This is a genomic window from Micromonospora sp. BS32 (genome assembly GCF_059089345.1).
The window spans coordinates 171999-195404 of the sequence record NZ_JBSSHR010000009.1 but is presented as its reverse complement, the minus strand read 5'-3'; the positions used below and the strand labels follow the sequence as shown (position 1 = coordinate 195404).

The 23406-nt window shown below is 72.2% G+C and carries 27 protein-coding genes; 16 read left to right on the top strand and 11 right to left on the bottom strand.

Features of this window, described 5'->3' with window-relative positions; translation table 11 throughout:
• The first annotated feature begins 47 nt into the window (after positions 1-47).
• From AC5RWQ_RS16370 to AC5RWQ_RS16360, 3 genes are read left to right on the top strand one after another with little or no spacing between them, the layout of a single operon-like run.
• On the top strand, positions 48-899 hold the full coding sequence (locus AC5RWQ_RS16370; protein WP_494283575.1) for an ABC transporter permease: 852 nt from the start codon (positions 48-50) through the stop codon (positions 897-899).
• A complete protein-coding gene (locus tag AC5RWQ_RS16365) occupies positions 892-1704 on the top strand; it encodes an ABC transporter permease (RefSeq protein ID WP_494283574.1) in 813 nt (270 codons plus the stop codon). Before AC5RWQ_RS16370 ends, AC5RWQ_RS16365 begins: the two co-directional genes overlap by 8 nt.
• Positions 1701-2681 carry an ABC transporter ATP-binding protein gene (locus AC5RWQ_RS16360; protein WP_494283573.1) on the top strand — a complete coding sequence of 327 codons (981 nt, stop codon included), beginning with the start codon at positions 1701-1703 and terminating at the stop codon, positions 2679-2681. Before AC5RWQ_RS16365 ends, AC5RWQ_RS16360 begins: the two co-directional genes overlap by 4 nt.
• Before the next feature lie 11 nt (positions 2682-2692).
• Here the strand turns inward: AC5RWQ_RS16360 and AC5RWQ_RS16355 are convergent, their stop codons facing one another.
• Entirely contained in the window at positions 2693-3253 is a 561-nt protein-coding gene (locus AC5RWQ_RS16355; protein ID WP_494283572.1) for a helix-turn-helix domain-containing protein, read from the bottom strand.
• Between the two features lie 66 nt (positions 3254-3319).
• On the opposite strand from AC5RWQ_RS16355, the gene AC5RWQ_RS16350 reads away from it, so the two are divergent.
• A complete protein-coding gene (locus AC5RWQ_RS16350) occupies positions 3320-4054 on the top strand; it encodes an AzlC family ABC transporter permease (RefSeq protein WP_494283571.1) in 735 nt (244 codons plus the stop codon).
• Positions 4048-4356, top strand: coding sequence for an AzlD domain-containing protein (locus tag AC5RWQ_RS16345; protein WP_494283570.1), 309 nt, complete (start codon positions 4048-4050; stop codon positions 4354-4356). Before AC5RWQ_RS16350 ends, AC5RWQ_RS16345 begins: the two co-directional genes overlap by 7 nt.
• Positions 4357-4408: 52 nt before the next feature.
• Here the strand turns inward: AC5RWQ_RS16345 and AC5RWQ_RS16340 are convergent, their stop codons facing one another.
• From AC5RWQ_RS16340 to nadA, 3 genes are all read right to left on the bottom strand, one after another.
• The gene (locus AC5RWQ_RS16340; RefSeq protein ID WP_494283569.1) at positions 4409-5047 is read right to left on the bottom strand and encodes a DUF3043 domain-containing protein; all 639 of its coding nucleotides are present in this window, start codon (positions 5045-5047) and stop codon (positions 4409-4411) included.
• A 40-nt stretch (positions 5048-5087) separates the two neighbouring features.
• The gene (gene murA, locus AC5RWQ_RS16335) at positions 5088-6443 is read right to left on the bottom strand and encodes a UDP-N-acetylglucosamine 1-carboxyvinyltransferase (RefSeq protein WP_494283568.1); all 1356 of its coding nucleotides are present in this window, start codon (positions 6441-6443) and stop codon (positions 5088-5090) included.
• Between the two features lie 218 nt (positions 6444-6661).
• Entirely contained in the window at positions 6662-7861 is a 1200-nt protein-coding gene (nadA, locus tag AC5RWQ_RS16330) for a quinolinate synthase NadA (RefSeq protein ID WP_494283567.1), read from the bottom strand.
• A 95-nt stretch (positions 7862-7956) separates the two neighbouring features.
• Here nadA and AC5RWQ_RS16325 point away from each other — a divergent pair, with 95 nt between their 5' ends.
• The 4 genes from AC5RWQ_RS16325 (at position 7957) to AC5RWQ_RS16310 (ending at position 11287) form a co-directional block, all read left to right on the top strand.
• Positions 7957-9093 (top strand): glycerate kinase family protein, encoded by a 1137-nt coding sequence (locus AC5RWQ_RS16325; RefSeq protein WP_494283566.1) that lies wholly within the window; start codon positions 7957-7959, stop codon positions 9091-9093.
• A 160-nt stretch (positions 9094-9253) separates the two neighbouring features.
• Positions 9254-9622: an iron-sulfur cluster insertion protein ErpA gene (gene erpA, locus AC5RWQ_RS16320; RefSeq protein WP_334490478.1), complete on the top strand. Its 369-nt coding sequence runs from the start codon at positions 9254-9256 to the stop codon at positions 9620-9622.
• Positions 9623-9806: 184 nt separating this feature from the next.
• Positions 9807-10784, top strand: a complete 978-nt coding sequence (locus tag AC5RWQ_RS16315) for a carbohydrate kinase family protein (protein ID WP_334490480.1) — start codon at positions 9807-9809, stop codon at positions 10782-10784.
• The gene (locus tag AC5RWQ_RS16310) at positions 10781-11287 is read left to right on the top strand and encodes a P-loop nucleotide/nucleoside kinase family protein (RefSeq protein ID WP_494283565.1); all 507 of its coding nucleotides are present in this window, start codon (positions 10781-10783) and stop codon (positions 11285-11287) included. The genes AC5RWQ_RS16315 and AC5RWQ_RS16310 overlap by 4 nt, the downstream gene beginning before the upstream one ends.
• On the opposite strand, the gene AC5RWQ_RS16305 is transcribed toward AC5RWQ_RS16310, so the two are convergent.
• The gene (locus AC5RWQ_RS16305; protein ID WP_494283564.1) at positions 11288-11515 is read right to left on the bottom strand and encodes a sulfurtransferase TusA family protein; all 228 of its coding nucleotides are present in this window, start codon (positions 11513-11515) and stop codon (positions 11288-11290) included.
• Positions 11512-12663 carry a cysteine desulfurase family protein gene (locus AC5RWQ_RS16300; protein ID WP_494283563.1) on the bottom strand — a complete coding sequence of 384 codons (1152 nt, stop codon included), beginning with the start codon at positions 12661-12663 and terminating at the stop codon, positions 11512-11514. The genes AC5RWQ_RS16305 and AC5RWQ_RS16300 overlap by 4 nt, the downstream gene beginning before the upstream one ends.
• A gap of 169 nt (positions 12664-12832) precedes the next feature.
• Between AC5RWQ_RS16300 and ctaC the strand changes: the two genes are divergently transcribed.
• Together ctaC and AC5RWQ_RS16290 are read left to right on the top strand one after the other, a co-directional pair.
• Positions 12833-13804 (top strand): aa3-type cytochrome oxidase subunit II, encoded by a 972-nt coding sequence (gene ctaC, locus AC5RWQ_RS16295; protein ID WP_494283562.1) that lies wholly within the window; start codon positions 12833-12835, stop codon positions 13802-13804.
• A 10-nt stretch (positions 13805-13814) separates the two neighbouring features.
• A complete protein-coding gene (locus AC5RWQ_RS16290) occupies positions 13815-14237 on the top strand; it encodes a cytochrome c oxidase subunit 4 (protein ID WP_494283561.1) in 423 nt (140 codons plus the stop codon).
• A 575-nt stretch (positions 14238-14812) separates the two neighbouring features.
• On the opposite strand, the gene AC5RWQ_RS16285 is transcribed toward AC5RWQ_RS16290, so the two are convergent.
• From AC5RWQ_RS16285 to AC5RWQ_RS16270, 4 genes are all read right to left on the bottom strand, one after another.
• Entirely contained in the window at positions 14813-15019 is a 207-nt protein-coding gene (locus AC5RWQ_RS16285; protein ID WP_494283560.1) for a hypothetical protein, read from the bottom strand.
• A gap of 134 nt (positions 15020-15153) precedes the next feature.
• Complete coding sequence (gene trpD, locus AC5RWQ_RS16280; RefSeq protein ID WP_494283559.1) at positions 15154-16200, bottom strand: anthranilate phosphoribosyltransferase; 1047 nt, start codon at positions 16198-16200, stop codon at positions 15154-15156.
• Positions 16201-16289: 89 nt separating this feature from the next.
• The gene (locus tag AC5RWQ_RS16275) at positions 16290-16685 is read right to left on the bottom strand and encodes a response regulator (RefSeq protein WP_334490492.1); all 396 of its coding nucleotides are present in this window, start codon (positions 16683-16685) and stop codon (positions 16290-16292) included.
• 120 nt (positions 16686-16805) lie between these two features.
• Positions 16806-17789, bottom strand: a complete 984-nt coding sequence (locus tag AC5RWQ_RS16270) for a cytochrome c oxidase assembly protein (protein ID WP_494283558.1) — start codon at positions 17787-17789, stop codon at positions 16806-16808.
• A 108-nt stretch (positions 17790-17897) separates the two neighbouring features.
• Here AC5RWQ_RS16270 and ctaE point away from each other — a divergent pair, with 108 nt between their 5' ends.
• The 5 genes from ctaE to AC5RWQ_RS16245 all read left to right on the top strand — a co-directional run bounded on the left by ctaE (position 17898) and on the right by AC5RWQ_RS16245 (position 23048).
• A complete protein-coding gene (gene ctaE / locus AC5RWQ_RS16265) occupies positions 17898-18497 on the top strand; it encodes an aa3-type cytochrome oxidase subunit III (protein WP_494283557.1) in 600 nt (199 codons plus the stop codon).
• A gap of 72 nt (positions 18498-18569) precedes the next feature.
• Positions 18570-19403 carry a cytochrome bc1 complex diheme cytochrome c subunit gene (gene qcrC / locus AC5RWQ_RS16260; protein ID WP_494283556.1) on the top strand — a complete coding sequence of 278 codons (834 nt, stop codon included), beginning with the start codon at positions 18570-18572 and terminating at the stop codon, positions 19401-19403.
• Positions 19404-19470: 67 nt separating this feature from the next.
• Positions 19471-20559, top strand: a complete 1089-nt coding sequence (gene qcrA, locus AC5RWQ_RS16255) for a cytochrome bc1 complex Rieske iron-sulfur subunit (protein ID WP_494283555.1) — start codon at positions 19471-19473, stop codon at positions 20557-20559.
• Entirely contained in the window at positions 20556-22187 is a 1632-nt protein-coding gene (gene qcrB / locus AC5RWQ_RS16250) for a cytochrome bc1 complex cytochrome b subunit (protein WP_494283554.1), read from the top strand. The genes qcrA and qcrB overlap by 4 nt, the downstream gene beginning before the upstream one ends.
• Before the next feature lie 183 nt (positions 22188-22370).
• On the top strand, positions 22371-23048 hold the full coding sequence (locus tag AC5RWQ_RS16245; protein WP_494283553.1) for a DUF4142 domain-containing protein: 678 nt from the start codon (positions 22371-22373) through the stop codon (positions 23046-23048).
• 70 nt (positions 23049-23118) lie between these two features.
• Here AC5RWQ_RS16245 and AC5RWQ_RS16240 read toward each other — a convergent pair whose 3' ends face one another.
• Positions 23119-23406 carry an Lrp/AsnC family transcriptional regulator gene (locus AC5RWQ_RS16240; protein WP_334490508.1) on the bottom strand — a complete coding sequence of 96 codons (288 nt, stop codon included), beginning with the start codon at positions 23404-23406 and terminating at the stop codon, positions 23119-23121.

Sequence of the window (23406 nt, the reverse complement as noted above, 5' to 3'; positions counted from 1 at the left end):
GAGTCCCCCGCTCCGACACGGCTTGGCTGCGGATGGAGGGTAACGGCGTGGGCTCGGTCACCGCCACTGTGGCACCGCCCACGGACTCAAACGTTATCCGATGGTTCCGGACATTCCGGGCGATATCCGGTTCCGGCTTCAGACGATACGCCACCTACCGGCAGGCGGCCCTGGCCGGTGTCGTCACCAACTCCGTCTTCGGGTTCCTGCGCTGCTCCGTCCTGCTCGCCGTGGTCGGCAGCGCGGGCGGCGTGGCCGGCTACGACCGGGCGCAGCTCGCCACGTTCGTCTGGGCCGGGCAGGGCATGATCGCGGTCATCCTGCTCTGGGGCTGGACCGAGCTCGCCGACCGGATCCGCACCGGTGACATCGCCAGCGACCTGCTCCGGCCGGTCCACCCGGTGACCAGCTACCTCGCCGCCGACCTGGGTCGCGCCGGGTACGCCGTGCCGACCCGGCTGCTCCCGCCGCTGCTGGTGGGGGCGCTCTTCTTCGACGTGCACCTGCCCGCCCGCTGGCCGACCGTCCCGCTGTTCCTGCTCTCCGCGGTCACCGCGGTGGTGCTCTGCTTCGGCTGCCGGTTCCTGGTCAACGCCAGCGCGTACTGGTTGCAGGACGTCCGCGGCGCGATGATCCTCTGGACGCTCGGCTCCGGGGTGCTGGCCGGGCTCTACTTCCCGTTGCGCTTCCTGCCCGGGTGGCTGCAGTGGGTGCTCTGGGTCGGCACCCCTTTCCCGAGCCTGCTGCAGACCCCGCTCGACGTGCTGGTCGAACGGGTCCCACCGGCCACCCAGCTCGGCCTGGTCGTCCTCCAGCTGGCCTGGACGGTCGTGATCCTGGCCCTGTGCCGGCTGGTGCAGCGCCGCGCCGAGCGTCGCCTGGTGGTGCAGGGTGGCTGAGACGCCGGGCACCCTGGCGGCCTACCGGGCCCTGCTCGGCGCGCAGGCCCGGTCCCAGGCGGCCTACCGGACGTCCTTCGTGGTCGACCTGGTGGGCAACGTCGGGGCCACCGTCTTCGACGTGGTCGCCATCCTGGTGCTCTACCGGGTGACCCGCGCGCTGGGCGGCTTCAGCCTGCACGAGACGCTGGTCATGGTGGGCCTCTCCGCCGCCGCGTTCGCCACCGCCGACCTGCTGGTCGGCAACATCGAACGGCTGCCCCGCTACGTACGCACCGGGCTGTTCGACGCGGTGCTGGTCCGGCCGCTCGGCGCGCTGCCGCAGCTGCTGCTGATGGACCTGCCGGTGCGCAAGATCTCCCGGGCGCTGTTCGGCCTGGCCGTGCTGGTGGTGGCGCTGGCCACCGCCGGGATCGACTGGACGCCCGCCCGGGTGGCGCTCGCCGTCGTCGCCCCGCTGGCCGGGGTGGTCTTCTTCGGTTCGATCTTCGTGGCCACCGCCACGGTGTCGTTCCTCTGGGTGGAGTCGGGGGAGCTGGGCGCCTCCGTCACCTACGGCGGGAAGGAGTTCACCACGTACCCCGTCACCGTCTTCGAGGGCTGGTTCCGCGCGACCTTCGCGTACGGGCTGGGGTTCGCCTTCGTCAGCTACCAGCCCGCGCTGGCGCTGCTCGGCCGGCCCGATCCGCTGGGCCTGCCGCCCTGGGCGGGGTGGGCCGCGCCGGGGGTCGCGCTGGTCGCCGCCACCGGCGCGGCCGCCGCCTGGCGCGCCGGGGTCCGCCACTACCGGAGTACGGGGTCATGAGCGTCATCGAGCTGCACGGGCTGCGCAAGGACTTCACGGTACGGGTGAAGGCCGGCCGGCTGCGCCGCGAGAAGCGGACGGTCACCGCGGTCGACGGCATCGACCTGCGGGTCGAGCGGGGCGAGATGCTCGGCTACATCGGCCCGAACGGCGCGGGCAAGTCCACCACGCTGAAGATGCTCACCGGCGTGCTGACCCCCTCGGCCGGTGAGGCGCGGGTGTGCGGGCTGCGGCCGGTGCCGGAGCGCACCCGGCTGGCGTTGCGGATCGGGGTGGTCTTCGGCCAGCGGTCCCAGCTCTGGTGGGACCTGCCGCTGCGGGACTCGTTCGACCTGCTGCGGCACGTCTACCGGGTGCCGGCCGGCGACCACGCCGTCCGGCTGCGCCGCTGCCGGGAGCTGCTCGACCTGGACGCGTTCCTGGACACCCCGGTCCGGCAGCTCTCGCTGGGGCAGCGGATGCGCGGCGAGCTGAGCGCCGCCCTGCTGCACGGGCCGGAGGTGCTCTTCCTCGACGAGCCGACCATCGGGCTGGACGTGGTCAGCAAGCATGCGGTCCGGGACTTCCTCGCCGAGCTGGGCCGGGCCGGCGACACCACCCTGGTGTTGACCACACACGACCTGGCCGACATCGAGCGGCTCTGCCGGCGGCTGGTGGTGATCGACCACGGTCGGGTGATGCACGACGGGTCGATCGCCGACCTGCACGCCCGGTACGGCTCGCGCCGTCTGGTCGTCGCCGAGCTGGACGCCGCGCTGGCGGTGCCGCCGAAGCTGGTCGGCGCGCCGTTGCACCGGGTCGAGGCCGACGGCCGGCGGCTGGTCTACGCGCTGGAGTCGGCCGGGGTGGCCGAGGTGGTCGCGGGGCTGGCCGGGCTGGCCGCGCTGCGGGACATCTCGATCGTGGAGCCGGACATCGAGGCGGTGGTGGCCCGGCTCTACCGGGCCCCGGCGCCGGAGCCGCGGCTGCCTGGCTGACCCGGCGAGGGTCAGGGGTGCTCCATCACGAGGACCGCGAAGCTGCCGGGGGCCAGCGCCTCGTACCGGTGGGGTGCGTCGCCGGGGAAGGTGGCGTAGTCGCCGGGGCCGAGTTCCACCAGGTCCGACTCCGGGCCGACCCGCATCCGGCCGGCGGCGACCACGACGTGCTCGATGCTGCGCGGGGTGTGCGGCTGCGCGATCCGTACCGCGCCCGGCTCCAGCTCGATCAGGTAGACGTCGCGGCGGGCGTGCGTCGAGCCGGCGGCGAGCAGGGTGCCGGTGAAGTCGGCGTGCTCCGAGCGGATCCGGGGGCCCTCGCCGACCCGGACCACGCGTACGGCGGCCGGGGGCGGCTCGACCAGGCGGCTGAAGGGTACGCCGAGCGCGACGCCGAGCGCCCAGAGCGTCTCGACGCTCGGGTTGCCCGCGCCGGACTCCAGCTGGGACAGGGTCGACTTGGCGATCCCGGCGCGCCGGGCCAGCTCGGTGAGGGAGATGCCTGCCCGCTGGCGTTCGTGGCGCAGCGCGGCGGCGATGGTGGCCAGCGGGGGCGCGGAGTCGGCCGGCATGTTCGCTCCAGTGGTCGAGATGTTCGGTTTGACGAACGCTGGTGAGCGCGTTCATCATGATGAACCATGCGTACGGTACAACGAACGCCGGCCGCCGGGCCGCTGCGCGATGTCGCGGCCATCGGCGCGGCGATGGTCGCCGTCGGCGCCTCCTTCGGCGCCGTCGCCGTCGCCGCCGGTGTGCCCGGCTGGGCCGCCGTCACCATGTCGGTGCTCGTCTACGCCGGTGGCGCCCAGTTCATGGCGGTGGGCCTGGTGGCCGCGGGCAGCCCGCTGGCCGCCGTGCTGGCGGGCCTGCTGCTCAATGCCCGGCACCTGCCGTTCGGCCTGACGCTGGGGGACAGCCTTGGCGTCCAACGGTGGCGTCGGCTGCTCGGCAGCCACCTGATGACCGACGAGGCCACCGCCTTCGCGCTCGCCCGCCCGGCCGGCGAACCGCGCCAGCGGGCGTTCTGGCTGGCCGGGCCGCTGCTCTTCCTGGCCTGGAACGCCGGTACCCTGCTCGGCGTGCTCGCCGGCGGGGCGGTGGGCGACCCGGCCGCCCTGGGCCTGGACGCCGCCTTCCCGGCCGGGCTCGCCGCTCTGCTGCTGCCGACGCTGCGGGATCGCGAGACCCGGTTCGTGGCGTTGGGCGGCGCCGGCTTGGCGGTGCTGGCCACCCCGGTGCTGCCGGCCGGCCTACCGGTGCTGCTCGCGCTCGCCGGCCTGCTCGTCCCCGCAGTGCGCGCCCTCCGGTCCAGCCCGGCCGGCACCGCCGACGGGCCGGACCGGACCGTGCCGGTGGGGGAGCCGTCGTGCTGATCGCCGTGATCCTCGCCCTGGCCGCCGGCACCTACGGCTTCCGGGCGGCCGGGGTGCTGCTCCGCGACCGGCTGGACCTGCCGGACTGGTCCCGCCGGCTGCTCCCGATCGGGGCCGCCGCGCTGCTGGCCGCGCTGGCCGCCACCGCCGCGCTGACCGAGGCCGGCGGCTTCGCCGGCTACGCCCGACCGGCCGGCGTGCTGGTCGGGCTGGTGCTGGCCTGGCGCGGGGCGCCCTTCGTCCTGGTGGTGGTCGCCGCGGCCGGAACCACCGCGCTGCTGCGCCTGCTCGGGGTGGCGTGACGAGGCCCCTCCCCGCGGCGGCGGGAAGGGGCCTGGAGACCGTCGGACCGACTCAGATCGGGTCGCCGATGTTGACCTGCGGCGCCGGCGCGCGCATCCGGCGGAAGGTGATCGACCGCATGATCGCGTAGAGGTAGAGCGAGCCCATCCGCTCGCCGCTCTTCGGGAACCGCTCCGCGACCAACTTCTTGATCTTGCGGGAGATCAGCACCGAGTCGACCACCACGCCGAGCGCGAGGGCGCCCCAGAGCAGGTTCGAGGCGAGCCGGACGGCCGGCGGCATCGCCGCGTTCGACCCGATCAGCACGATCAGCGCGCCGCCGAAGAACCAGGTGCCGACCGTACGCCGGGAGTCGACCACGTTGCGGGCCATCTGCCGCTCCGGGCCGCGGTCGCGCGGGCCGCCCTCGCGGCGGAACTCCGCCGCGGCCTCGGCGCGCGCCTTGCGGCGCTGCTCCCGGGCCTCTTCCTTGGTCAGCGGCCGGACCGGGCCGGCCGGGCGGCGGCCGGCGACCGGGCGCTTCGGGGTCTCCCGGCCCAGCTCCTTCTTGCTCGGGGTGTAACCCCGGGCACGCGCGGCGGGCTGCTCCTCGGTCACCACGGTGGCGGAGGAGTCGGAGTCGGCGGACTTGCGGCGAAACAGCGAGGGCACGAGGTGAAGAGTAGCCAAACGACGGCGCCCGGTGCACATCACGGTGCACCGGGCGCTCGACGAGCTCAGGTGAGGTCTGTTACGGCCGCTCGACGTGCGCGCCGAGGCTGGCCAGCTTCGCCTCGAAGTCCTCGTAGCCGCGGTTGATCAGGTCGACGCCGTAAACCCGGGAGGTGCCCTCGGCCGCGAGCGCCGCGATGAGGTGGCTGAACCCGGCGCGCAGGTCCGGGATGACCAGGTCGGCCGCGTGCAGCTTGCTCGGGCCGGCGATCACCGCGGAGTGCTTGAAGTTGCGCCGGCCGAAGCGGCACGGGGTGCCGCCGAGGCAGTCGCGGTAGACCTGGATGTTGGCGCCCATGGTGTTCAGCGCCTCGGTGTAGCCCAGCCGCTGCTCGTAGACCGTCTCGTGGACGATCGACAGGCCGCGGGCCTGGGTCAGCGCGACGACGAGGGGCTGCTGCCAGTCGGTCATGAAGCCGGGGTGCACGTCGGTCTCCAGCGCCACGGCGTTCAGCTCGCCGCCCGGGTGCCAGAACCGGATGCCGCCCTCCTGGCCCGGGTCGCCCAGCTTCGGCGGGCGGGCGTCGGTGACCTCGTACTCGCCGCCGACCGAGCGGAAGATGTTCAGGAAGGTCATCATGTCGGCCTGCTGCGCGCCGAGCACCTCGACGTCGCCGCGGGTGGCCAGCGCGGCCGCCGCCCAGCTCGCCGCCTCGATCCGGTCCGGGATCGGCCGGTGGGTGTAGCCGTGCAGCTTCTTCACACCCTGGATCTCGATCACCCGGTCGGTGTGGACCTTGATGATCGCGCCCATCTTCTGCAGGATGCAGATCAGGTCGATGATCTCCGGCTCGACGGCGGCGTTGCGCAGCTCGGTGACGCCCTCGGCCATCACCGCCGTGAGCAGCACCTGCTCGGTCGCGCCCACGCTCGGGTACGGCAGGGCGAACTTGGTGCCGTGCAGCCCGTTGGGCGCCGACAGGTGCAGCCCCTCCGGGGTCTTCTCCACGGTCGCGCCGAACTCGCGCAGCGCCTGGAGGTGGAAGTCGATCGGACGCGGCCCGATGTGGCAGCCGCCCAGGTCCGGGATGAACGCGTGGCCCAGCCGGTGCAGCAGCGGGCCGCAGAACAGGATCGGGATCCGGCTGGAGCCGGCGTGCACGTTGATCTGGTCGGTGCTGGCGCTCTCGACGTTCGACGGGTCGAAGACGAGCTCGCCGTCCTCCGCGCCGTCGGTCACCTTCACCCCGTGCAGGCCGAGCAGCCCACGGACCACCTCGACGTCACGGATCTTCGGCACGTCGAACAGCCGGCTGGGGGAGTCGCCCAGCAGGGCGGCGACCATCGCCTTCGAGACCAGGTTCTTCGCGCCGCGCACGCGGATCCGCCCTTCCAGCGGAGTACCTCCGTGTACGACCAGGACGTCGTCCGTCAACGCAACCTCCAGCGCGCGTCGGGTGGTGCATGTGAAAGTCGATGGTCGGGCAGGCAGTCGAGCTACCCGAGGGGGACCGGACCGAAACGGGATCCCCGTGTGTCGTCGCCCCGGCAGCATAGCCCTCGGTGACGAAAAGGGAATCGGTCACATCGCCAGCCACGGCACGAACCGGGGTTTCCGGCGCGTATCCGTACCAGCGATGTGACCGTCGGTGATCAGGCCGCCGCGGGCGGCGGGGTGTCGACGCCCGGCAGGGCGAGCATCTGGTCCAGTGCCACCCGGGCGTGGTGCGCGGTGTCCGGGTCGACGGTGATCTGGTTGACCACCCGACCGGCGACCAGCTCCTCCAGCGCCCAGACCAGGTGCGGCAGGTCGATCCGGTTCATCGTCGAGCAGTAGCAGACCGCCTTGTCGAGGAACATGATCTGCTTGTCCGGGTGGGCCAGCGCCAACCGGCGCACCAGGTTGAGCTCCGTGCCGACGGCCCAGGCCGAACCGGCCGGGGCCGCCTCGATGGTCTTGATGATGTATTCCGTGGAGCCCACCTGGTCGGCGGCGGTGACCACCTCGTGCCGGCACTCCGGGTGCACCAGCACGTTGACCCCCGGCACCCGCTCCCGGACGTCGTTGACGCTGTCGAGGGTGAACCGGCCGTGCACCGAGCAGTGCCCGCGCCAGAGGATCATCTTCGCGTCGCGCAGCTGCTCCGCGGTGAGCCCGCCGTTCGGCTTGTGCGGGTCGTAGAGCACGCAGTCGTCCAGGGAGAGGCCCATCTCCAGCACCGCCGTGTTGCGGCCCAGGTGCTGGTCGGGGAAGAAGAAGACCTTCGAACCCTGCTCGTACGCCCACTCCAGGGCGCGTCGCGCGTTGGACGAGGTGCAGACCACGCCGCCGTTGCGCCCGACGAAGCCCTTGATGTCCGCCGAGGAGTTCATGTACGTCACCGGGACCGTGTCGCCGGCGATGCCCAGCTCGGTCAGCACGTCCCAGGCCGTCTCGACCTGCGACAGCACCGCCATGTCGGCCATCGAGCAGCCGGCCGCCAGGTCGGGCAGGATCACCTTCTGCGCGTCCGAGGTGAGGATGTCGGCGCTCTCGGCCATGAAGTGCACGCCGCAGAAGACGATGTACTCCGCGTCGGGGCGGGCCGCCGCCTCACGGGCCAGCTTGAACGAGTCGCCGGTCACGTCGGCGAACTGGATCACCTCGTCGCGCTGGTAGTGGTGGCCCAGCACGAACACCTTCGTGCCGAGCGCCGCCTTGGCGGCCGCGGCGCGGGCCACCAGGTCGGGGTCGCTCGGCGCCGGCAGGTCGCCCGGACACTCCACGCCACGCTCGGTGGCGGGGTCGCTGCCGCGGCCGAGGAGCAGCAGCGCAGTCGCGGTGTTGGAGGGTTCCACCCAGGTCGAAGTCACGCCGTCCATGGTCCCACAGCGCGCCGGCCGTACCGGCTCCGCCGGTGTGTGCTGCCACACTGCCCCCCGCCGATGTGGCCTGCCACACTGCGGGCATGCGCGTGCTGCTCTGTCCGGACAAGTTCGCGGGCACCCTCGGGGCCGGGGAGGTGGCCGCCGCGGTCGCCGAGGGCTGGCGGGAGGTGGCCGCCGCCGACGACCTGCTCATCCGCCCGCTGGCGGACGGCGGCCCCGGCTTCGTCGCGGTGCTCGCCGACGCGCTCGGCGGTCGGCGGATCGGGGTGCCGACGGTCGACCCGCTGGGCCGGCCGGCTGACGGTGAGATCCTGCTCACCGGCGACGGCACCGCCTACCTGGAGAGCGCCCAGGCGTGCGGGCTGCACCTGCTCAGCGCCGCCGAGCGGGATCCGAAGGCCACCACCTCGTACGGGCTGGGGGTGCTGGTCACCGCCGCCCTGGAGTACGGGGCCCGCACGGTGGTGATCGGGCTGGGCGGCTCCGGCACCAACGACGGGGGCGCCGGGCTGCTCACCGCGCTCGGCGTCACCGGGCTCGACGCCGCCGGCCGGGCCCTGCCGTACGGCGGGGCGGCGCTTGCCGCCGTCGCGTCGCTCGACGGCGTTCCCCGGCTACGCGGCGCCACCCTGGTGGCCGCCACCGACGTGGACAACCCGCTGCTCGGGCTGCACGGCGCCAGCAACGTCTTCGGCCCGCAGAAGGGCGCCGACCGGGCCGACGTGCTGCTGCTCGACGCCGCGTTGGAACGCTGGGCGGCGGTGCTCGAACGCGACCTGCCCGGCTGCCCACCCGGGCTCGGCGCGTTGCCCGGCGGCGGCGCGGCCGGCGGCCTCGGCGCGGCGATCCTCGCCCTCGGCGGTCGCTGCGAGTCCGGCATCGACCTGGTCACCCGGGCGATCGGGCTGGACGCCGCCCTCGACACCGCCGACCTGGTGATCACGGGGGAGGGGTCGTTCGACCACCAGTCGCTGCGCGGCAAGGTCGTCGCCGGGGTGGCCGGCGCCGCCCGGGACCGCGGGGTGCCCTGCGTGGTGCTGGCGGGACGGGTGAGCACCGGTCGGCGGGAGGCCGCCTCCGCCGGGGTGACCGAGGCGTACAGCCTGGTGGAGCACTTCGGCGGCGAGGAGCGCGGCGGGATCGAGGCCGCCATGGGCCGCCCCGCCGAGGGGCTGCGGGCGCTGGGCGCCCGGCTTGCCCGGCAGTGGAGCCGCTGACCCCGCCCGTCGGGGTCTGACCTTCCGGCCGTGGTCACGCCACCCGGGTGACCCCGGCCGCAGCGGCGTACGATCGGATCTGGACCACACCGGGAATCACTGACCGACGTGCGACGTTGGCCAGTGCGTCCGGACCCATACCGCGCAGGGAGATTTCCACGTGACCACGCCAGCGCAGACCGAGTCGACCGAGGCCCAGGCCCCTACTTCCGTCGTCCTCACCGACGTCGCGGCGCAGAAGGTCAAGGCCCTGATCGAGCAGGAGGGCCGCGAAGACCTGCGGCTCCGGGTCGCGGTGCAGCCGGGTGGCTGCTCCGGCCTGCGGTACCAGCTCTTCTTCGACGAGCGCTCGCTCGACGGTGACGTCGTCAGCGACTTCGACGGTGTCGAGGTCGTCGTCGACCGGATGAGCGCTCCGTACCTGTCCGGCGCGACCATCGACTTCGCCGACCGGATCGACGCCCAGGGCTTCACCATCGACAACCCGAACGCGGGCAACTCCTGCGCCTGCGGCGACTCCTTCAGCTGAGTCGCAGCTCTTCGTACGACCGGGGCCGCCCCTGCCGGGGCGGCCCCGTCGTCATTTCCGGCCCTGACCAGCGGGTGGCCGAGGGGCGGCCGGCGGGTGAGCGGGCGATGGCCGGACCGCGACCCGCGATCATGCCGGTACCGGTAGGCTGACCCGCGCCGTGCCCCCGACCCAGAGGGTTGACATGAAGATCGCCGTGACCGGTTCGATCGCGACCGACCACCTGATGAGCTTCCCCGGCCGTTTCGCCGACCAGCTCATCGCCGACCAGCTCGACAAGGTGTCGCTCTCCTTCCTGGTGGACGAGCTGGTCCTCCGTCGGGGCGGCACCGCCGCCAACATCGCCTTCGGCATGGCCCAGCTGGGGCTCAGCCCGGTCCTGCTCGGCGCGGTCGGCGCCGACTTCGCCGACTACCGCTCCTGGCTGGAGCGGCACGGGGTGGACTGCGACTCGGTGCACGTCAGCGAGGTGGCGCACACCGCCCGCTTCGTCTGCACCACCGACACCGACATGTGCCAGATCGCCTCCTTCTACGCCGGGGCGATGAGCGAGGCCCGCAACATCGAGCTGGCCCCGGTGGCGCAGCGCCTCGGCGGCCTGGACCTGGTGCTGGTCAGCGCCAACGACCCGGCGGCGATGATCCGGCATTCCGCCGAGTGCCGGGAGCGCGGCTACCCGTTCGTCGCCGACCCGTCCCAGCAGCTCGCCCGGATGGACGGCGAGGACGTGCTCGGCCTGATCGACGGCGCCGACTACCTGATGACCAACGAGTACGAGAAGTCCCTGCTGCAGAGCAAGGCCGGGCTCAGCGACGAGCAGCTGCTGGAGCGGGTCAAGGTCCGGGTCACCACGCTGGGCAAGCAGGGTGTGCAGATCGCCGGCCGCGAGATCGGCACCATCCACGTGCCGATCGCCCGGGAGATGCAGGCCATCGACCCGACCGGTGTCGGGGACGGTTTCCGGGCCGGCTTCTTCGCCGCGCTGAACTGGGGCGTCGGGGTGGAGCGGGCCGCGCAGGTCGGCTGCCTGCTGGCCACCCTGGTGCTGGAGAACTTCGGCGGCCAGGAGTACGAGGTGCGCCGCGACCTGTTCGTGAAGCGTCTCGCCGAGTCGTACGGCGACGCCGCCGCCGAGGATGTGCGGCCGCACCTGCTGCCGTGAGTCCGGTCCTCGTCGCGTTCGCCGGCCTGCCCGGAGTGGGGAAGAGCACCCTCGCCGGGCGGGTCGGCGCGGCACTGGGCGCGCCGGTGCTGCCGGTGGACCCGGTGGAGCGGGCGATGGCCCGGTTCGGGCTGGTCGGCGACGTGCCGGGGATGGCCGCATACGGCGCGGTGGCCGGGCTCGCCGAGGTGCAGCTCGGGCTGGGGCTGAGCGTGGTGGTCGACGCGGTAAACCCGGTGGCCAGCGCCCGGGGGCTCTGGCACGACCTGGCCGAGCGCGCCGGGGTGCCGCTGCGCATGGTCGAGGTGCACTGCGGGGACACCGCGGAGCACCGCCGCCGGGTCGAGGCCCGGCTGGCCGCCGAACCTGACGAGCTGACCCCCACCTGGGAGCAGACCCTGGTCCGCCGGGCCGAGTACGAGCCGATCATCGGCTCCCGGCTGGTGGTCGACACCGCCATCGACGTCGACCCGCTGCCGGCGATCCTGCGCTACCTGGACTGATCAGCGGCTACGGCGCACGTCGTAGCCGGGGCCGTCCGGGCTGGCGGCGACGAACTCCTGCCCCCGCATCCGGCACCAGGCGGGGATGTCCACCGCTGCGGCGGGGTCGTCGGCGAGGACCCGCAGCACCGCACCGACCGGCAGCTCGGGCAGCCGGCGGGCCAGCCCGATCACCGGCAGCGGGCAGCGCTGCCCCCGGCAGTCCAGGACCTCGGTGGGCTCGCTCACAGCCCCACCACCCCGGCCTCGGCGCGCAGGTCGGCGACGATCCCGGGCAGCTCGGTGAGGAACCGCTCGACGTCCGCCTCCGACGTCTCCCGGTGCAGCGACACCCGGACGTTGCCGTGCGAGAGCACCCCCATCGCCTCCAGCACGTGCGAGGGGCGCAGCGTGGAGGAGGTGCAGGAGGAGCCGGAGGAGACCGCGAAGCCCCGCCGGTCCAGCGCGTGCAGCAGCGCCTCGCCGTCGACGTAGAGGCACGAGAAGGTCACCAGGTGGGGGAGCCGGTCGACCGGGTCGCCGACCACCTCGACGTCGGGCACCTCGGCCGCCACCCGGGTCCGGATCCGGTCCACCAGCGGCGCCAGCCGGGCCGCCTCGGCCGCCGCGTCGGCCGCCGCGGCGCGCAGGCTCGCCGCCGCCGCCACCACCGCGGGCAGGTTCAACACCCCGGGGGTACGCCCCGACTCCCGCTCGTCGGCCGGCCAGGGCGACTCCCAGCGGGTGCCCTTGCGGACCACCAGCAGCCCCACCCCGGGCGGCCCGCCCCACTTGTGCGCGCTGGCGGTCAGGATGGACCAGCCGGCCGGCACCGGGACCCGGCCCACCACCTGAGCCGCGTCGACGTAGAGCGGCACCCCGGCGTCGGCGCAGGTCGCGGCCGCCTCGGCCACCGGCTGGACGGTGCCCACCTCGTGGCTGGCGGCAATCAGTGCGGCGAGCGCCACACCCGGCGCCCGGACCGCGTCGGACCAGGCGGCCCGGTCCAGCCGGCCGAGCCGGTCCACCGGCACCGCGGTGGCGGCGCCGCCCGCCGCGACGTGCCGTTCGGCGGCGTGCAGCACCGCCGAGTGCTCGATCGCGGAGTGCACCAGGGTCGCGCCGACCCGGCGCCGTCCGATCAGCGCACCGAGCACGGCGGAGTGGGCCGCGGTCGTACCGCTGGGGGTGAAGGAGAGTTCGTCGGCGCGGACGCCGAGCGCCTGCGCGGTGGCCTCGCGGGCCGCGTCGAGGAGCTGGCGGGCCCGGCGGGCCTGGCTGTACAGCCGGGCGGGGTCGGCCCAGCCGTCGTCGAGGGCGGCCAGCAGCGCCTGCCGGGCGACCGGGTGCAGCGGTGCGGCCGTGGCCGCGTCCAGGTAGACCGGGGATGCGCTCACGACTGCCCACGCTATCGCGTCGGTATGCCCAAGATCCCCCCGATGGGGGCGGACAGTGACCCCAACCGGGTCGAGCCCGTCATGGTCGAGTAATCTGCGACCGTCGGTGACGCCTTTGCCGTCGGTGTCTAAGGAAAACCACCGCGGCGCGCTAGGGAGGCAGGACCAGGTGGTCGCAAGGAGTTCGGAGGTACGGCCGTCGGCCGTACGGCACAGCGCTTCCCCAGGAGCCGGTGGACGCCGGCGGCGTGGTGCTGGTCGGCTCGCCGGGCTCGGTCTCGGCGGAGCTGCGCTGCTGGTTCTGCTCACCGGGTGTGACGTCGGCAAGTCCGTCGACGGGTTCGGCTGGCCGCAGGGCGGCATCACGCCGGAGGCGCACCGGATGTACGACCTGTGGATCGCGTCCTGCATCGCGGCCCTCGCGGTCGGCGTCTTCGTGTGGGGCCTGATCTTCTGGTGCGTGGTGCGCTACCGCAAGCGCGGCAATGAGCTGCCCGTGCAGACCCGCTACAACCTGCCGATGGAGTTCCTCTACACCATCGCGCCGATCCTGATCGTCTCGGTGCTCTTCTACTACACGGCCGTCGTGCAGACGAACGTGGTGAAGACGACGAAGAACCCAGACGTCACCGTCGAGGTCGTCGCGTTCAAGTGGAACTGGCAGTTCAACTACCGCGACGGCCAGGGCAAGGACGCCAACACGGTGGCCTCGGTCCTCGGCACCAGCGAGGTCATCCCGGTGCTGGTGCTGCCGAGCGACCGGTCGATCCGGTTCGAGGAGACCAGCAAGGACGTCATCCACTCCTTCTGGGTGCCGGAGCTGCTGTTCAAGCGGGACGTCTTCCCCGGCCAGATCCGCAACGTGTTCGAGGTCTCCAAGCTCGACACCGAGGGCGCGTACGTCGGCCGCTGCGCCGAGCTCTGCGGCAGCTACCACGCCTTCATGAACTTCGAGCTGCGCGTGGTCTCCCCGGAGAAGTACGACCAGTTCCTGGCGGCGAAGAAGGACGGCAAGTCGACGCAGGAAGCGCTCACCGCCATCGGCGAGGAGCCCTACGCGCAGACCACCGAGCCGTTCAAGACCCGGCGCAACGTGGCCACCTTCAACCCGGACAAGTCGAACTCCGACGAGCGGAACTGAGGTATCGGGAATGAAGACCGAGTGGCGTATCTTCCTGACCATCGCCGGTTTCCTCTTCGGCGCGACTGTCCTCTACGGCGCCTGGACGTACGGCGGCGGCCGGGTCGAGTGGGTCGGCACGGTGGCCCTGCTGCTGTCGTTCCTGCTCTGCGCGATGTGCGGTGGCTTCTTCTGGTTCGTCTCCCGCCGCATCGACCTGCGGCCGGAGGACCGGCCGGACGGCGAGATCGCCGACGGCGCGGGCGAGATCGGCTTCTTCAGCCCGGGCAGCTACTGGCCGCTCGGCCTGGCCATGGCCGCCGCCCTGGCCGGCCTCGGCCTGGCGTTCTGGCAGTTCTGGCTGGTGGGCCTCGGCCTGCTGGCGGTCATCTTCGCCGCCTGCGGCCTGCTGTTCGAGTACTACACCGGCACCCGCCGTACGGCCGAGCACTGATCTGAAGCTCCACGAGGCCCGCGTCCCGTCAGGGGCGCGGGCTTCGTCGTGTCCGGGTGCCGCCCTGCTCCGCAGCGGCAACCCGCTGGCGACCAGACCCGGTATCCGGGGTCCGGCGCGCGGCCGGTCGGGGTCGCGGGTCGCCGGCTCCTGTCCGGAGGGGGTCGACCTTTGGACGCTACGAACTTGATGTCGTTGACGAATCGGATGTCGGTTCGGGGCGGTCGAGGCGTGATTACCACCTGACCGATCCACGATTCGTTCGCGTCATCAAGTCTGTAGCGGCGCGGGGGACCACTCGGTCGGGCCCCTGCCGTCTCGCCCAACCGTCACACCACATCGGCGCCCGGAGCAGGCGGGTCTGCGGCGTCCCGGCGCTGCTGGCGGGGAGGCTGGATCCTGCGCGGGCCGCGTCCGGCGCTGGCGGCCGGACCGGTCGGTGCCGTACCAGTCGGGACGCGGGTGCCGATGTGCGTCCGGCCGCCCCTGGTCGAGGCCCGGGGGGACGGCGGCGGCCGGTGGCGGGTCGCCGGCGGATGTGGCGCGACCGCTCGGACGATGAGCCGCCGGTGCGGTCAGGCCGCGCGGCGGTGGGGGGCCGGGTCGCGCCGGCGGTGCTCCAGCCGGGTCGCCGGGAAGGCGAAGGTGGCGATCAGCACAGCGGTGCCGCAGCCGGTGCAGATGAGCTCGGGGCAGTCCGCGTCGTGGCCGTCCACGCAGGGTGGGGCCTCGAACGGCTGGACGCCCTCGCAGGCGTCGCAGTAGAGCTCGCGGTCCGACACGGGCGTCTCCTCTCGCTCCGATCGGCGACGGTAATCGCCGCCAACGGCCGAAAACGGAAAATTACTCCCGTGTAGTTTGGCACGGCCCTCCGACACTTCCGGCCGCGCCACCCGTCGGCCCGCTGGGCGCCCGCTCAGAGCGCCCGGGCGGTGGCGATCCAGCGGTCCAGCGCCGCGGCCGCCGCCCCCGAGTCGATCGCCTCGGCCGCCCGGCCCATCCCGGCCCGCAGCGCCTCGGTCAGGTCGCCGTCGAGCGGCCCCTGGGTGGCCAGCGCGGCGGCGGCGTTCACCAGCACGGCGTCGCGCACCGGACCGGTCTCGCCGGCCAGCAGCCGGCGGGCCACCTCGGCGTTGTACGGAGCGTCCCCGCCCCGCAGGTCGGCCAGGGTGGACCGGGGCACCCCGAGATCCGTCGCGTCCAGCAGCGCCTCTCTGACGGTGCCCTGCTGGGCCACCCAGACGCGGGTCGGGGCGGCGGTGGTGAACTCGTCCAGCCCGTCCTCGCCGCGCATCACGATGACCGAGTCGCCCCGGGCGGCGAAGACGCTCGCCATCACCGGCGCCATCCGGGCGTCGAAGCAGCCGACCGCGCCGGAGCGGGGGCGGGCCGGGTTGGTCAGCGGGCCGAGGAAGTTGAAGGCCGTGGGCACGCCGATCTCGCGGCGGACCGGCCCGGCGTGCCGCATCCCCGGGTGGAACCGGGCGGCGAAGCAGAACCCGATGCCCGCCTCCTCGACGCAGCGGGCGACCTGCTCGGGTGCCAGGTCCAGCGGGACGCCGAGAAACTCCAGCAGGTCGGCGGTGCCGCAGAGCGACGAGGCCGCCCGGTTGCCGTGCTTGACCACCCGGACGCCGGCGCCGGCCACCACGAGCGCGGTCATCGTGGAGATGTTCACCGTGTGGGCGAGGTCACCGCCGGTGCCCACCACGTCGAGCGCGGTGCGGCGCAGCTCCTCGGACAGCACCACCTCGACCGACCGGCCGAGCATCGCCTCGACCAGGCCGGCCAGCTCGGCCGGGGTCTCGCCCTTGGCGCGCAGCGCCACGGCGAAGGCGGCGATCTGGGACGGGGCGGCGGCGCCGGTCATGATCTCGTCCATCGCCCAGGCCGTGTCGGCGGTGGAGAGCTCGTCGGCGCGCAGCAGCGCGTTGAGCAGGTGCGGCCAGGTGCGTTCGCCCATCGTGGGCCTCCCGAGCGGCGTGGGGTGCGGGTGGGGCGGGAATTGGCGCCCGTCCACCCGGGCGCCGGGGCGCCGCCGAGTGCGGCGACTCAGGCGGCGGCGTGCGTACGCAGCAGCTCGGCGACCGTGGTGCCGGTGGTCACCGGGTCGAGCGGGTGCACCAGCGTGGCGTCGACCTGCGCGTACGCGGCGAGCCATCGGTCGGCGGCGCGGGCGATGACCACGCAGGTCGGCGGGGCGTCGTCCCGGTCGTCCTTGATCTGGCGGGCGATGCCGATGCCGCCGCCCGGGGTGGCCTCCCCGTCGAGCAGCATCAGGTCGATCTCGTAGTCGTCGACCAGCCGGACGCACTCGGCGTAGGTCGAGGCGTCGACGAACTCGATCTGCAGACCGGGCGCGGGACGGGTGCCGACGGCCAGCCGCATCCGGTCACGGACCTGCGGGTCGTCGCTGTAGAGCAGGACGGTGCAAAGACGATCACTCATGCCGGCACTCCGCATTGACTGGACTGGCCCACCTCGTTGCTGCCGGGTGATCGTACCGTTCGGTGTGGCGTACCCGACATCCTGCCCGGGGGATCCCGACAGCCCTGGCGTCTTTGCAGCTCACGCCGGTGCGCCCGGTCCCGGCGCGGCAGTCCCGGCGGCCTCGGCCGCGCGCTCCCGGGCCTCCTGCCGGTCCAGCTCCCGGTCGAGCCGGCGGGCCTCCCGCTCGGACTGCTTGACCCACTGCACCACCAGCACCGCGATCATCGTGACGCTGACGAACTCGCCGCCGGCCCAGAGGATGCCGCCGGCGACCACCTGGTCGTTCCAGGGGTTCGACCAGGTCAGGCCCAGTGACGGGTACCAGTCGCCGCCGAAGAGCGTGGTGCTCTGCATGATGGTGAGACCGAGCACGGTGTGGAACGGCACCGACAGCATCATCAGCAGCGCCCGGGCCGGGTACGGCCAGCGCCCCGGCAGCGGGTCCAGGCCGAGCAGCGGCCAGAAGAACACGCAGCCGGTCATGATGAAGTGCGCGTGCACCAGCTCGTGCGCCCAGGCGTGCTCGAGGGTGTAGCGGTACAGGTCGGTGAAGTAGAGCGCGAACGGGTTCACCACGAAGATGCTGAACGCCACCAGCGGGAAGCTGTAGATCTTCGCGATCCGGCTGTGCACGATCGCCAGCAGCCGCTTGCGCGGCCGGACCGGCAGGGTGCGCAGCGCCAGGGTGACCGGCGCGCCCAGGGCCAGGAAGATCGGCGAGATCATCGACAGCACCATGTGCTGGACCATGTGCACCGACAGCAGCGACGTGTCGTACGCGTGCAGGCCGCTCACCGTGACCGCGGCGATGCCGCCGAGGCCGGGGCCGAGGAAGCAGACGGTCCGGACCACCGGCCAGCGGTCCCCGCGCAGCCGGAGCCGGTGCACGCCGTAGAGGTAGAGCCCGGCGGCCAGCACCAGGCCGAGGGCGAGCCAGCTGTCCAGTCGGGTCTCGGTGAAGACCCGACCGATGGTGAACGGCGGCGGGACCTCGGCTCCGGCCGCCAGGACACCGGACGGAACCGCCGAGGTGGCGGCGAAGATCGGATCGACATGCAGCACGCTTTTCAGGGTAGGTCAGGCGAACCGGACCGCCCCGATCGGGCCACGGATGGCGCAGGTTTGCCACCCCGCTGATTCCCGTCACAGGTCGCGGGCAATAATGACCGCGTGACTGCGGCCCCAGCCATTGACAAGAGCCGGATCCACTCCTTGACCCGACCCAACATGGTCAGCGTCGGGACGATCGTGTGGCTCTCCAGCGAACTCATGTTCTTCGCGGCGCTGTTCGCGATGTACTTCTCCATCCGCGCGGCAGCGCCGGAGCAGTGGACGGAGCACACCGAGATCCTCAACGTGCCCTATGCGACCACCTTCACGGTGATCCTGGTGCTCTCCTCGGTGACCTGTCAGCTCGGTGTCTTCGCCGCCGAGAAGGGTGACGTCCACGCCCTGCGGCGCTGGTTCACGATCACCTTCGTGATGGGCCTGATCTTCGTGCTCGGCCAGGCGAACGAGTACCGGAACCTGGTGCACGAGGGCGTGAAGATCAACGGAGACGGTTACGGGTCGATGTTCTACCTGACCACCGGCTTCCACGGCCTCCACGTGACCGGCGGTCTCATCGCCTTCGTCATCTTCATGATCCGCACCACCATGGGCCGGTTCACCCCGGCGCAGGCCACGTCGGCGATCGTCGTGTCGTACTACTGGCACTTCGTCGACGTCGTGTGGATCGCGCTCTACGCCATGATCTACTGGCTTCAGTGATCTTGGCGCGTCACGAACCGCGCCGCTGCTCCGTCCCCTGAGACAAGGTCCAACCGGTTAAGGACACAGGTCATGACTTCTGACAACGACCGCCGACGCGGTCTGCTCGCGCGCCTGCGCGGGCGGCCCGTGGCGCGCAGCAGGGGCCGCCGCCGGCTGGGCGCCGCGGTCCGGCTGATCGCCGCGCTGACGCTGGCCGGCGGCGCCTACACCGTCTTCGCCCCCGGCGCGCAGGCGCAGGAAAACCCGCCGATCACCGGTGCCGCGGCCGAGGGCAAGGCGCTGTTCGACGTGAGCTGCGTGACCTGCCACGGTCGCAACGCGCAGGGTGTCGAGGGTCGTGGCCCGAGCCTGGTCGGCGTCGGCGCCGCCTCGGTGGAGTTCCAGGTCGGCAGCGGCCGTATGCCGATGGCCCGCCAGGAGGCGCAGGCCATGCGCAAGCCCCCGGTCTTCACCGACGAGCAGGTGCGCCAGCTCGGCCAGTACATCCAGGAGCTCGGCGGCGGCCCGCAGGTCCCGCAGGGCAACCTCCGCGAAGGCGCCAACGTGTCGACCGGCGGTGAGCTGTTCCGGATCAACTGCTCGCAGTGCCACGCCTTCGGCGGTGGCGGCGGCGCGCTCTCCTCGGGCAAGTTCGCCCCGAGCCTGCGCCCGGCGAGCGACCGGCAGATCTACGCCGCCATGCTGAGCGGCCCGCAGAACATGCCGGTCTTCGGCGACAACCAGATCACTCCGGAGCAGAAGGCGGACATCATCGCCTACATCCAGGGGACCCTGAAGGCCGACCAGGACCAGGGCGGCTTCAACCTCGGCCGGTACGGCCCCTCCACCGAGGGCCTGGCGATCTTCCTGATCGGCATCGTCGCGCTGGTCTTCGCCAGCCTGTGGATCGCGGGCAAGTCGTGACCGGCCGGATCGTCAGTACCATTGCCGTGGTGCCGTCCTGCGGCACCGCCCGTAGCGAGGTGACGGCATGAGCACCCACACCGAGCACCAGGCCCCGCAGGGCCGGGAGCAGCTCGACGTCCTCGACCCCCGGCTGTCCCGCTTCGACGTCGTCCAGGAGGGCGCGCGCCGGGACGACATCGAGATCGTCCACTACGAGCAGCAGGTCGTCCCGGGCAGCAAGGCCGAGCGCCGGCTGACCCGTCTGGTGGCCGGGTTCTTCCTGCTCACCGGCCTCGCGGCCACCGCATTTCTGATCATTTACATCTGGTGGCCGTGGAAGTGGGAGACCGGCCGGGGTGGTGACAAGTACTACACCCCGCTGCTCGGCCTCACCCTGGGCATCGCCCTGCTGGCCATCGGTTTCGGCATCCTGACCTGGGGCAAGAAGTTGCTGCCCAAGGAGGTCTCGATCCAGGACCGGCACGACCAGCCGGGCTCCCCGGAGGATCGCAAGATCACCGGCGAGACGATGCTCTACATGGCCGACGAGCTGGGTGTCCGGCGGCGTCCGCTGCTCGGCGTCTCGCTGGTCGCCGGCCTGCTGCCGGTGGGCGCGGTCGTCGCGGCCCCGCTGGTCGGTGGCCTGATCTCCGACCCGCACAAGAACAATCAGATGTTCACCACCGGCTTCGCGCCGGCGGAGGGCGGCAAGAAGATCCGGCTGGTCCGCGAGGACGGCCGGCCGATCCGCCCGGCCGACGTCAGCGTCGGTGGCCAGCTGACCGTCTTCCCCGGCATCGAGCACGGCGTGAGCAACAAGCACGCCGACTCGCCGACCCTGCTGATCCACCTGCGGGAGTCGGACGCCCAGGATTCGCGCGCGGCCAACGCGCGGGTCGGTCACGGTGACTTCATGTGGGGCAACTTCGCGGCGTTCTCCAAGATCTGCACGCACGCCGGCTGCCCCGCCAGCCTGTTCGAGCAGCAGACCAACCGCCTGCTCTGCCCGTGCCACCAGAGCCAGTTCAAGATCACCGATAACGCCCGGCCGGTCTTCGGCCCGGCGAGCCGACGGCTGCCGCAGCTGCCGATCGAGGTGGACGAGGAAGGCTTCTTCGTGGCCAAGTCCGACTACACCGAAACCATCGGCCCCGACTTCTGGGAGCGGCCATGAAGCGCCGAAAGTTTGACGTAGCAGCGGTGCCGGCCAAGTCCGCCGGTGCGGTGGACGACCGGTTCCAGGTGGCCACCCCGCTGCGCAAGCTGCTCAACAAGGTCTTCCCGGACCACTGGTCGTTCCTGCTCGGCGAGATCGCGCTCTTCTCGTTCGTCGTGCTGCTGCTGACCGGCGTCTTCCTGACCTTCTTCTACGAGCCGGCGATGACCGAGGTCGTCTACAACGGCAGCTACGCCCCGCTGCGGGGCACGCCGATGTCGGCCGCGTACGCCTCCAGCCTGGACCTGTCGTTCGACGTCCGGGGCGGCCTGATCATGCGGCAGATGCACCACTGGGCGGCGCTGCTGTTCATGGCCTCGATCGTCGTGCACATGCTGCGGGTCTTCTTCACCGGCGCGTTCCGCAAGCCGCGTGAGACGAACTGGATCATCGGCTCGCTGCTGTTCTGGGTCGGCTTCCTGGCCGGCTTCACCGGCTACTCGCTGCCGGACGACGGCCTCTCCGGCACCGGTCTGCGGATCGCCTCCGGCATCATGCTGTCGATCCCGGTGATCGGCTCCTGGGTCACCTCGTCGATCTTCGGCGGCGAGTTCCCGGGCGAGATCCTCATCAGCCGGGCCTTCATCGCCCACGTGCTGCTCATCCCCGGTCTGCTGGTGGCGCTGATCAGCGTCCACCTGGGCCTGGTCTTCAAGCAGAAGCACACCCAGTGGCCCGGCCCCGGCCGGACCAACGAGAACGTGGTCGGCGAGCGGATGTTCCCGCGCTACGCGCTCAAGCAGGGCGGCTTCTTCATGGTCGTCTTCGGCGTGATCGCGCTGATGGGTGGCCTCTTCCAGATCAACCCGATCTGGTACTTCGGTCCGTACGAGGCGTGGGTGGTCTCGGCCGCCAGCCAGCCCGACTGGTACGTCATGTTCCTCGACGGCTCCACCCGTCTCATGCCGGCCTGGGAGATCAACATCCCGATCGGCGACGGCTACGTCATCCCGCCGCTGTTCTGGCCGACGGTCGTGCTCCCCGGCATCCTGGTCGGGCTCTCCTTGTTCTACCCGTTCCTGGAGGCCCGGCACCTCAAGGACCGCAAGCACCACAACCTGCTGCAGCGGCCCCGGGACGTCCCGGCCCGTACCGCGGTGGGCGCGATGGCGGTCTCCTTCTACATCGTGCTGACCCTCTCCGGCGGCAACGACGTGATCGCCGACAAGTTCCAGATCAGCCTCAACGCGATGACCTGGGCGGGCCGGGTCGGCCTGCTGGTGGTCCCGCCGTTGGCGTACTACGTGACGTACCGGCTCTGCCTCGGTCTTCAGCAGCACGACCGGGAGGTGCTGGCCCACGGCGTGGAGACCGGCATCATCCGGCGCCTGCCGGACGGCCGCTTCGTCGAGGTGCACCAGCCGCTCAGCGCGGCCAACGGGCACGCCGACGGGCACGGTGAGCTGGAGTACGTCGGCTGGGTGGTGCCGAAGAAGATGAACCGGCTCGGCGCCCTCGGCCCGGCCATCCGGGGCTTCTTCTACCCGATCGAGAAGCCGGCCGAGGCGCCGGTCTCGCCGGGGCACCCGCCGGTCGAGCCCCGACCGGAGCGCACGGAGGTCGGCAGCGGCGAGAGCCGTCGCTGACCGCACCGGACGACTGACCGTGGCGCCCGCCGGATCTTCCGGCGGGCGCCACGTCCGTTTCCGGCCCGCTCGTCCCCCCGCCCCGTGGTCCCCGCCCGGAGCCGCCCCCCATCGGGTGGAAACGCAGGAATAACCCTCGCCAGCCGGGTATCCGTGCGGTCCAACGGAAACGGGGAGGGAAACATGTTGGGTATCAAACGCCTGGGACTCCTGGCGGCCCTGGTGCTGGTCGGCGTGGCACCGGCCACGGCCGCGCAGGCCGCGGCACAGCCGTCGACGCAGGACACCCAGTACCTGCAAGCGGTGCACCAGGTGAACCTGTTCGAGATCACCGCGGGTGACCTGGCCCAGAAGAAGGCGCAGAACGCCGACGTCAAGCGGCTCGGCGAGATGTTCAAGACGGACCACACCCAGCTCGACCAGACGGTGCAGAGCACCGCGCAGCAGTTGAACGTGACGCTGCCGAGTGAGCCGACCGCTGACCAGCAGAAGGTGGCGGACAAGCTCAACAACCTCAGCGGCACCGAGTTCGACAAGGCGTGGGTGACGGCCCAGCTGGCCGGGCACGTCCAGGCCATCCAGGCCACTCAGACCGAGATATCGCAGGGCTCCGAGCAGTCGGTGATCCAGCTGGCCCAGGACGCGCTGCCGGTCCTGCAGGCCCACTACGACGAGTTGGTCGCCCTGGCCCAGCAGCTGGGCATCCCGGTCCCGCAGGCCAGCGCCAGCGGCACCCCGAGCCCGGGTGGCTCCGGCACCCCGGCCCCGGGCAACACCACCGAGACCCCGGCTCCGGGTGGCACCACCGAGTCGCCGGCCCCGGGTGGCACCACCGAGACGCCGGCTCCGAGCAACAGCTGACGTCACCGCACCACCGGCGATGGCCGGTCCGCCCTACCGGGCGGGCCGGCCACCGGCGCGTCCGGGGCGGTCAGTCGGCGCTGGCCAACCCGATCGCGAACGCCTCCTCCAGGTCGTGCTGGGAGTACGCCCGGAACGCGATGTGCGACTCCGTGTTGATCACCCCGGGCACCTTGGAGATGCTGCCGGCGATGACCTCGGCGATCTGCTCGAACTCCCGTACCCGCACGATGGCGATCAGGTCGACGTGCCCGGCGACCGAGTAGACCTCGCTGACGCCGGGCAGGTTGGCCAGGTTCTCCGCCACCTCGGGGATCGAGTCGGTGGCGCAGTCGATCAGGACGATCGCGGTGATCAC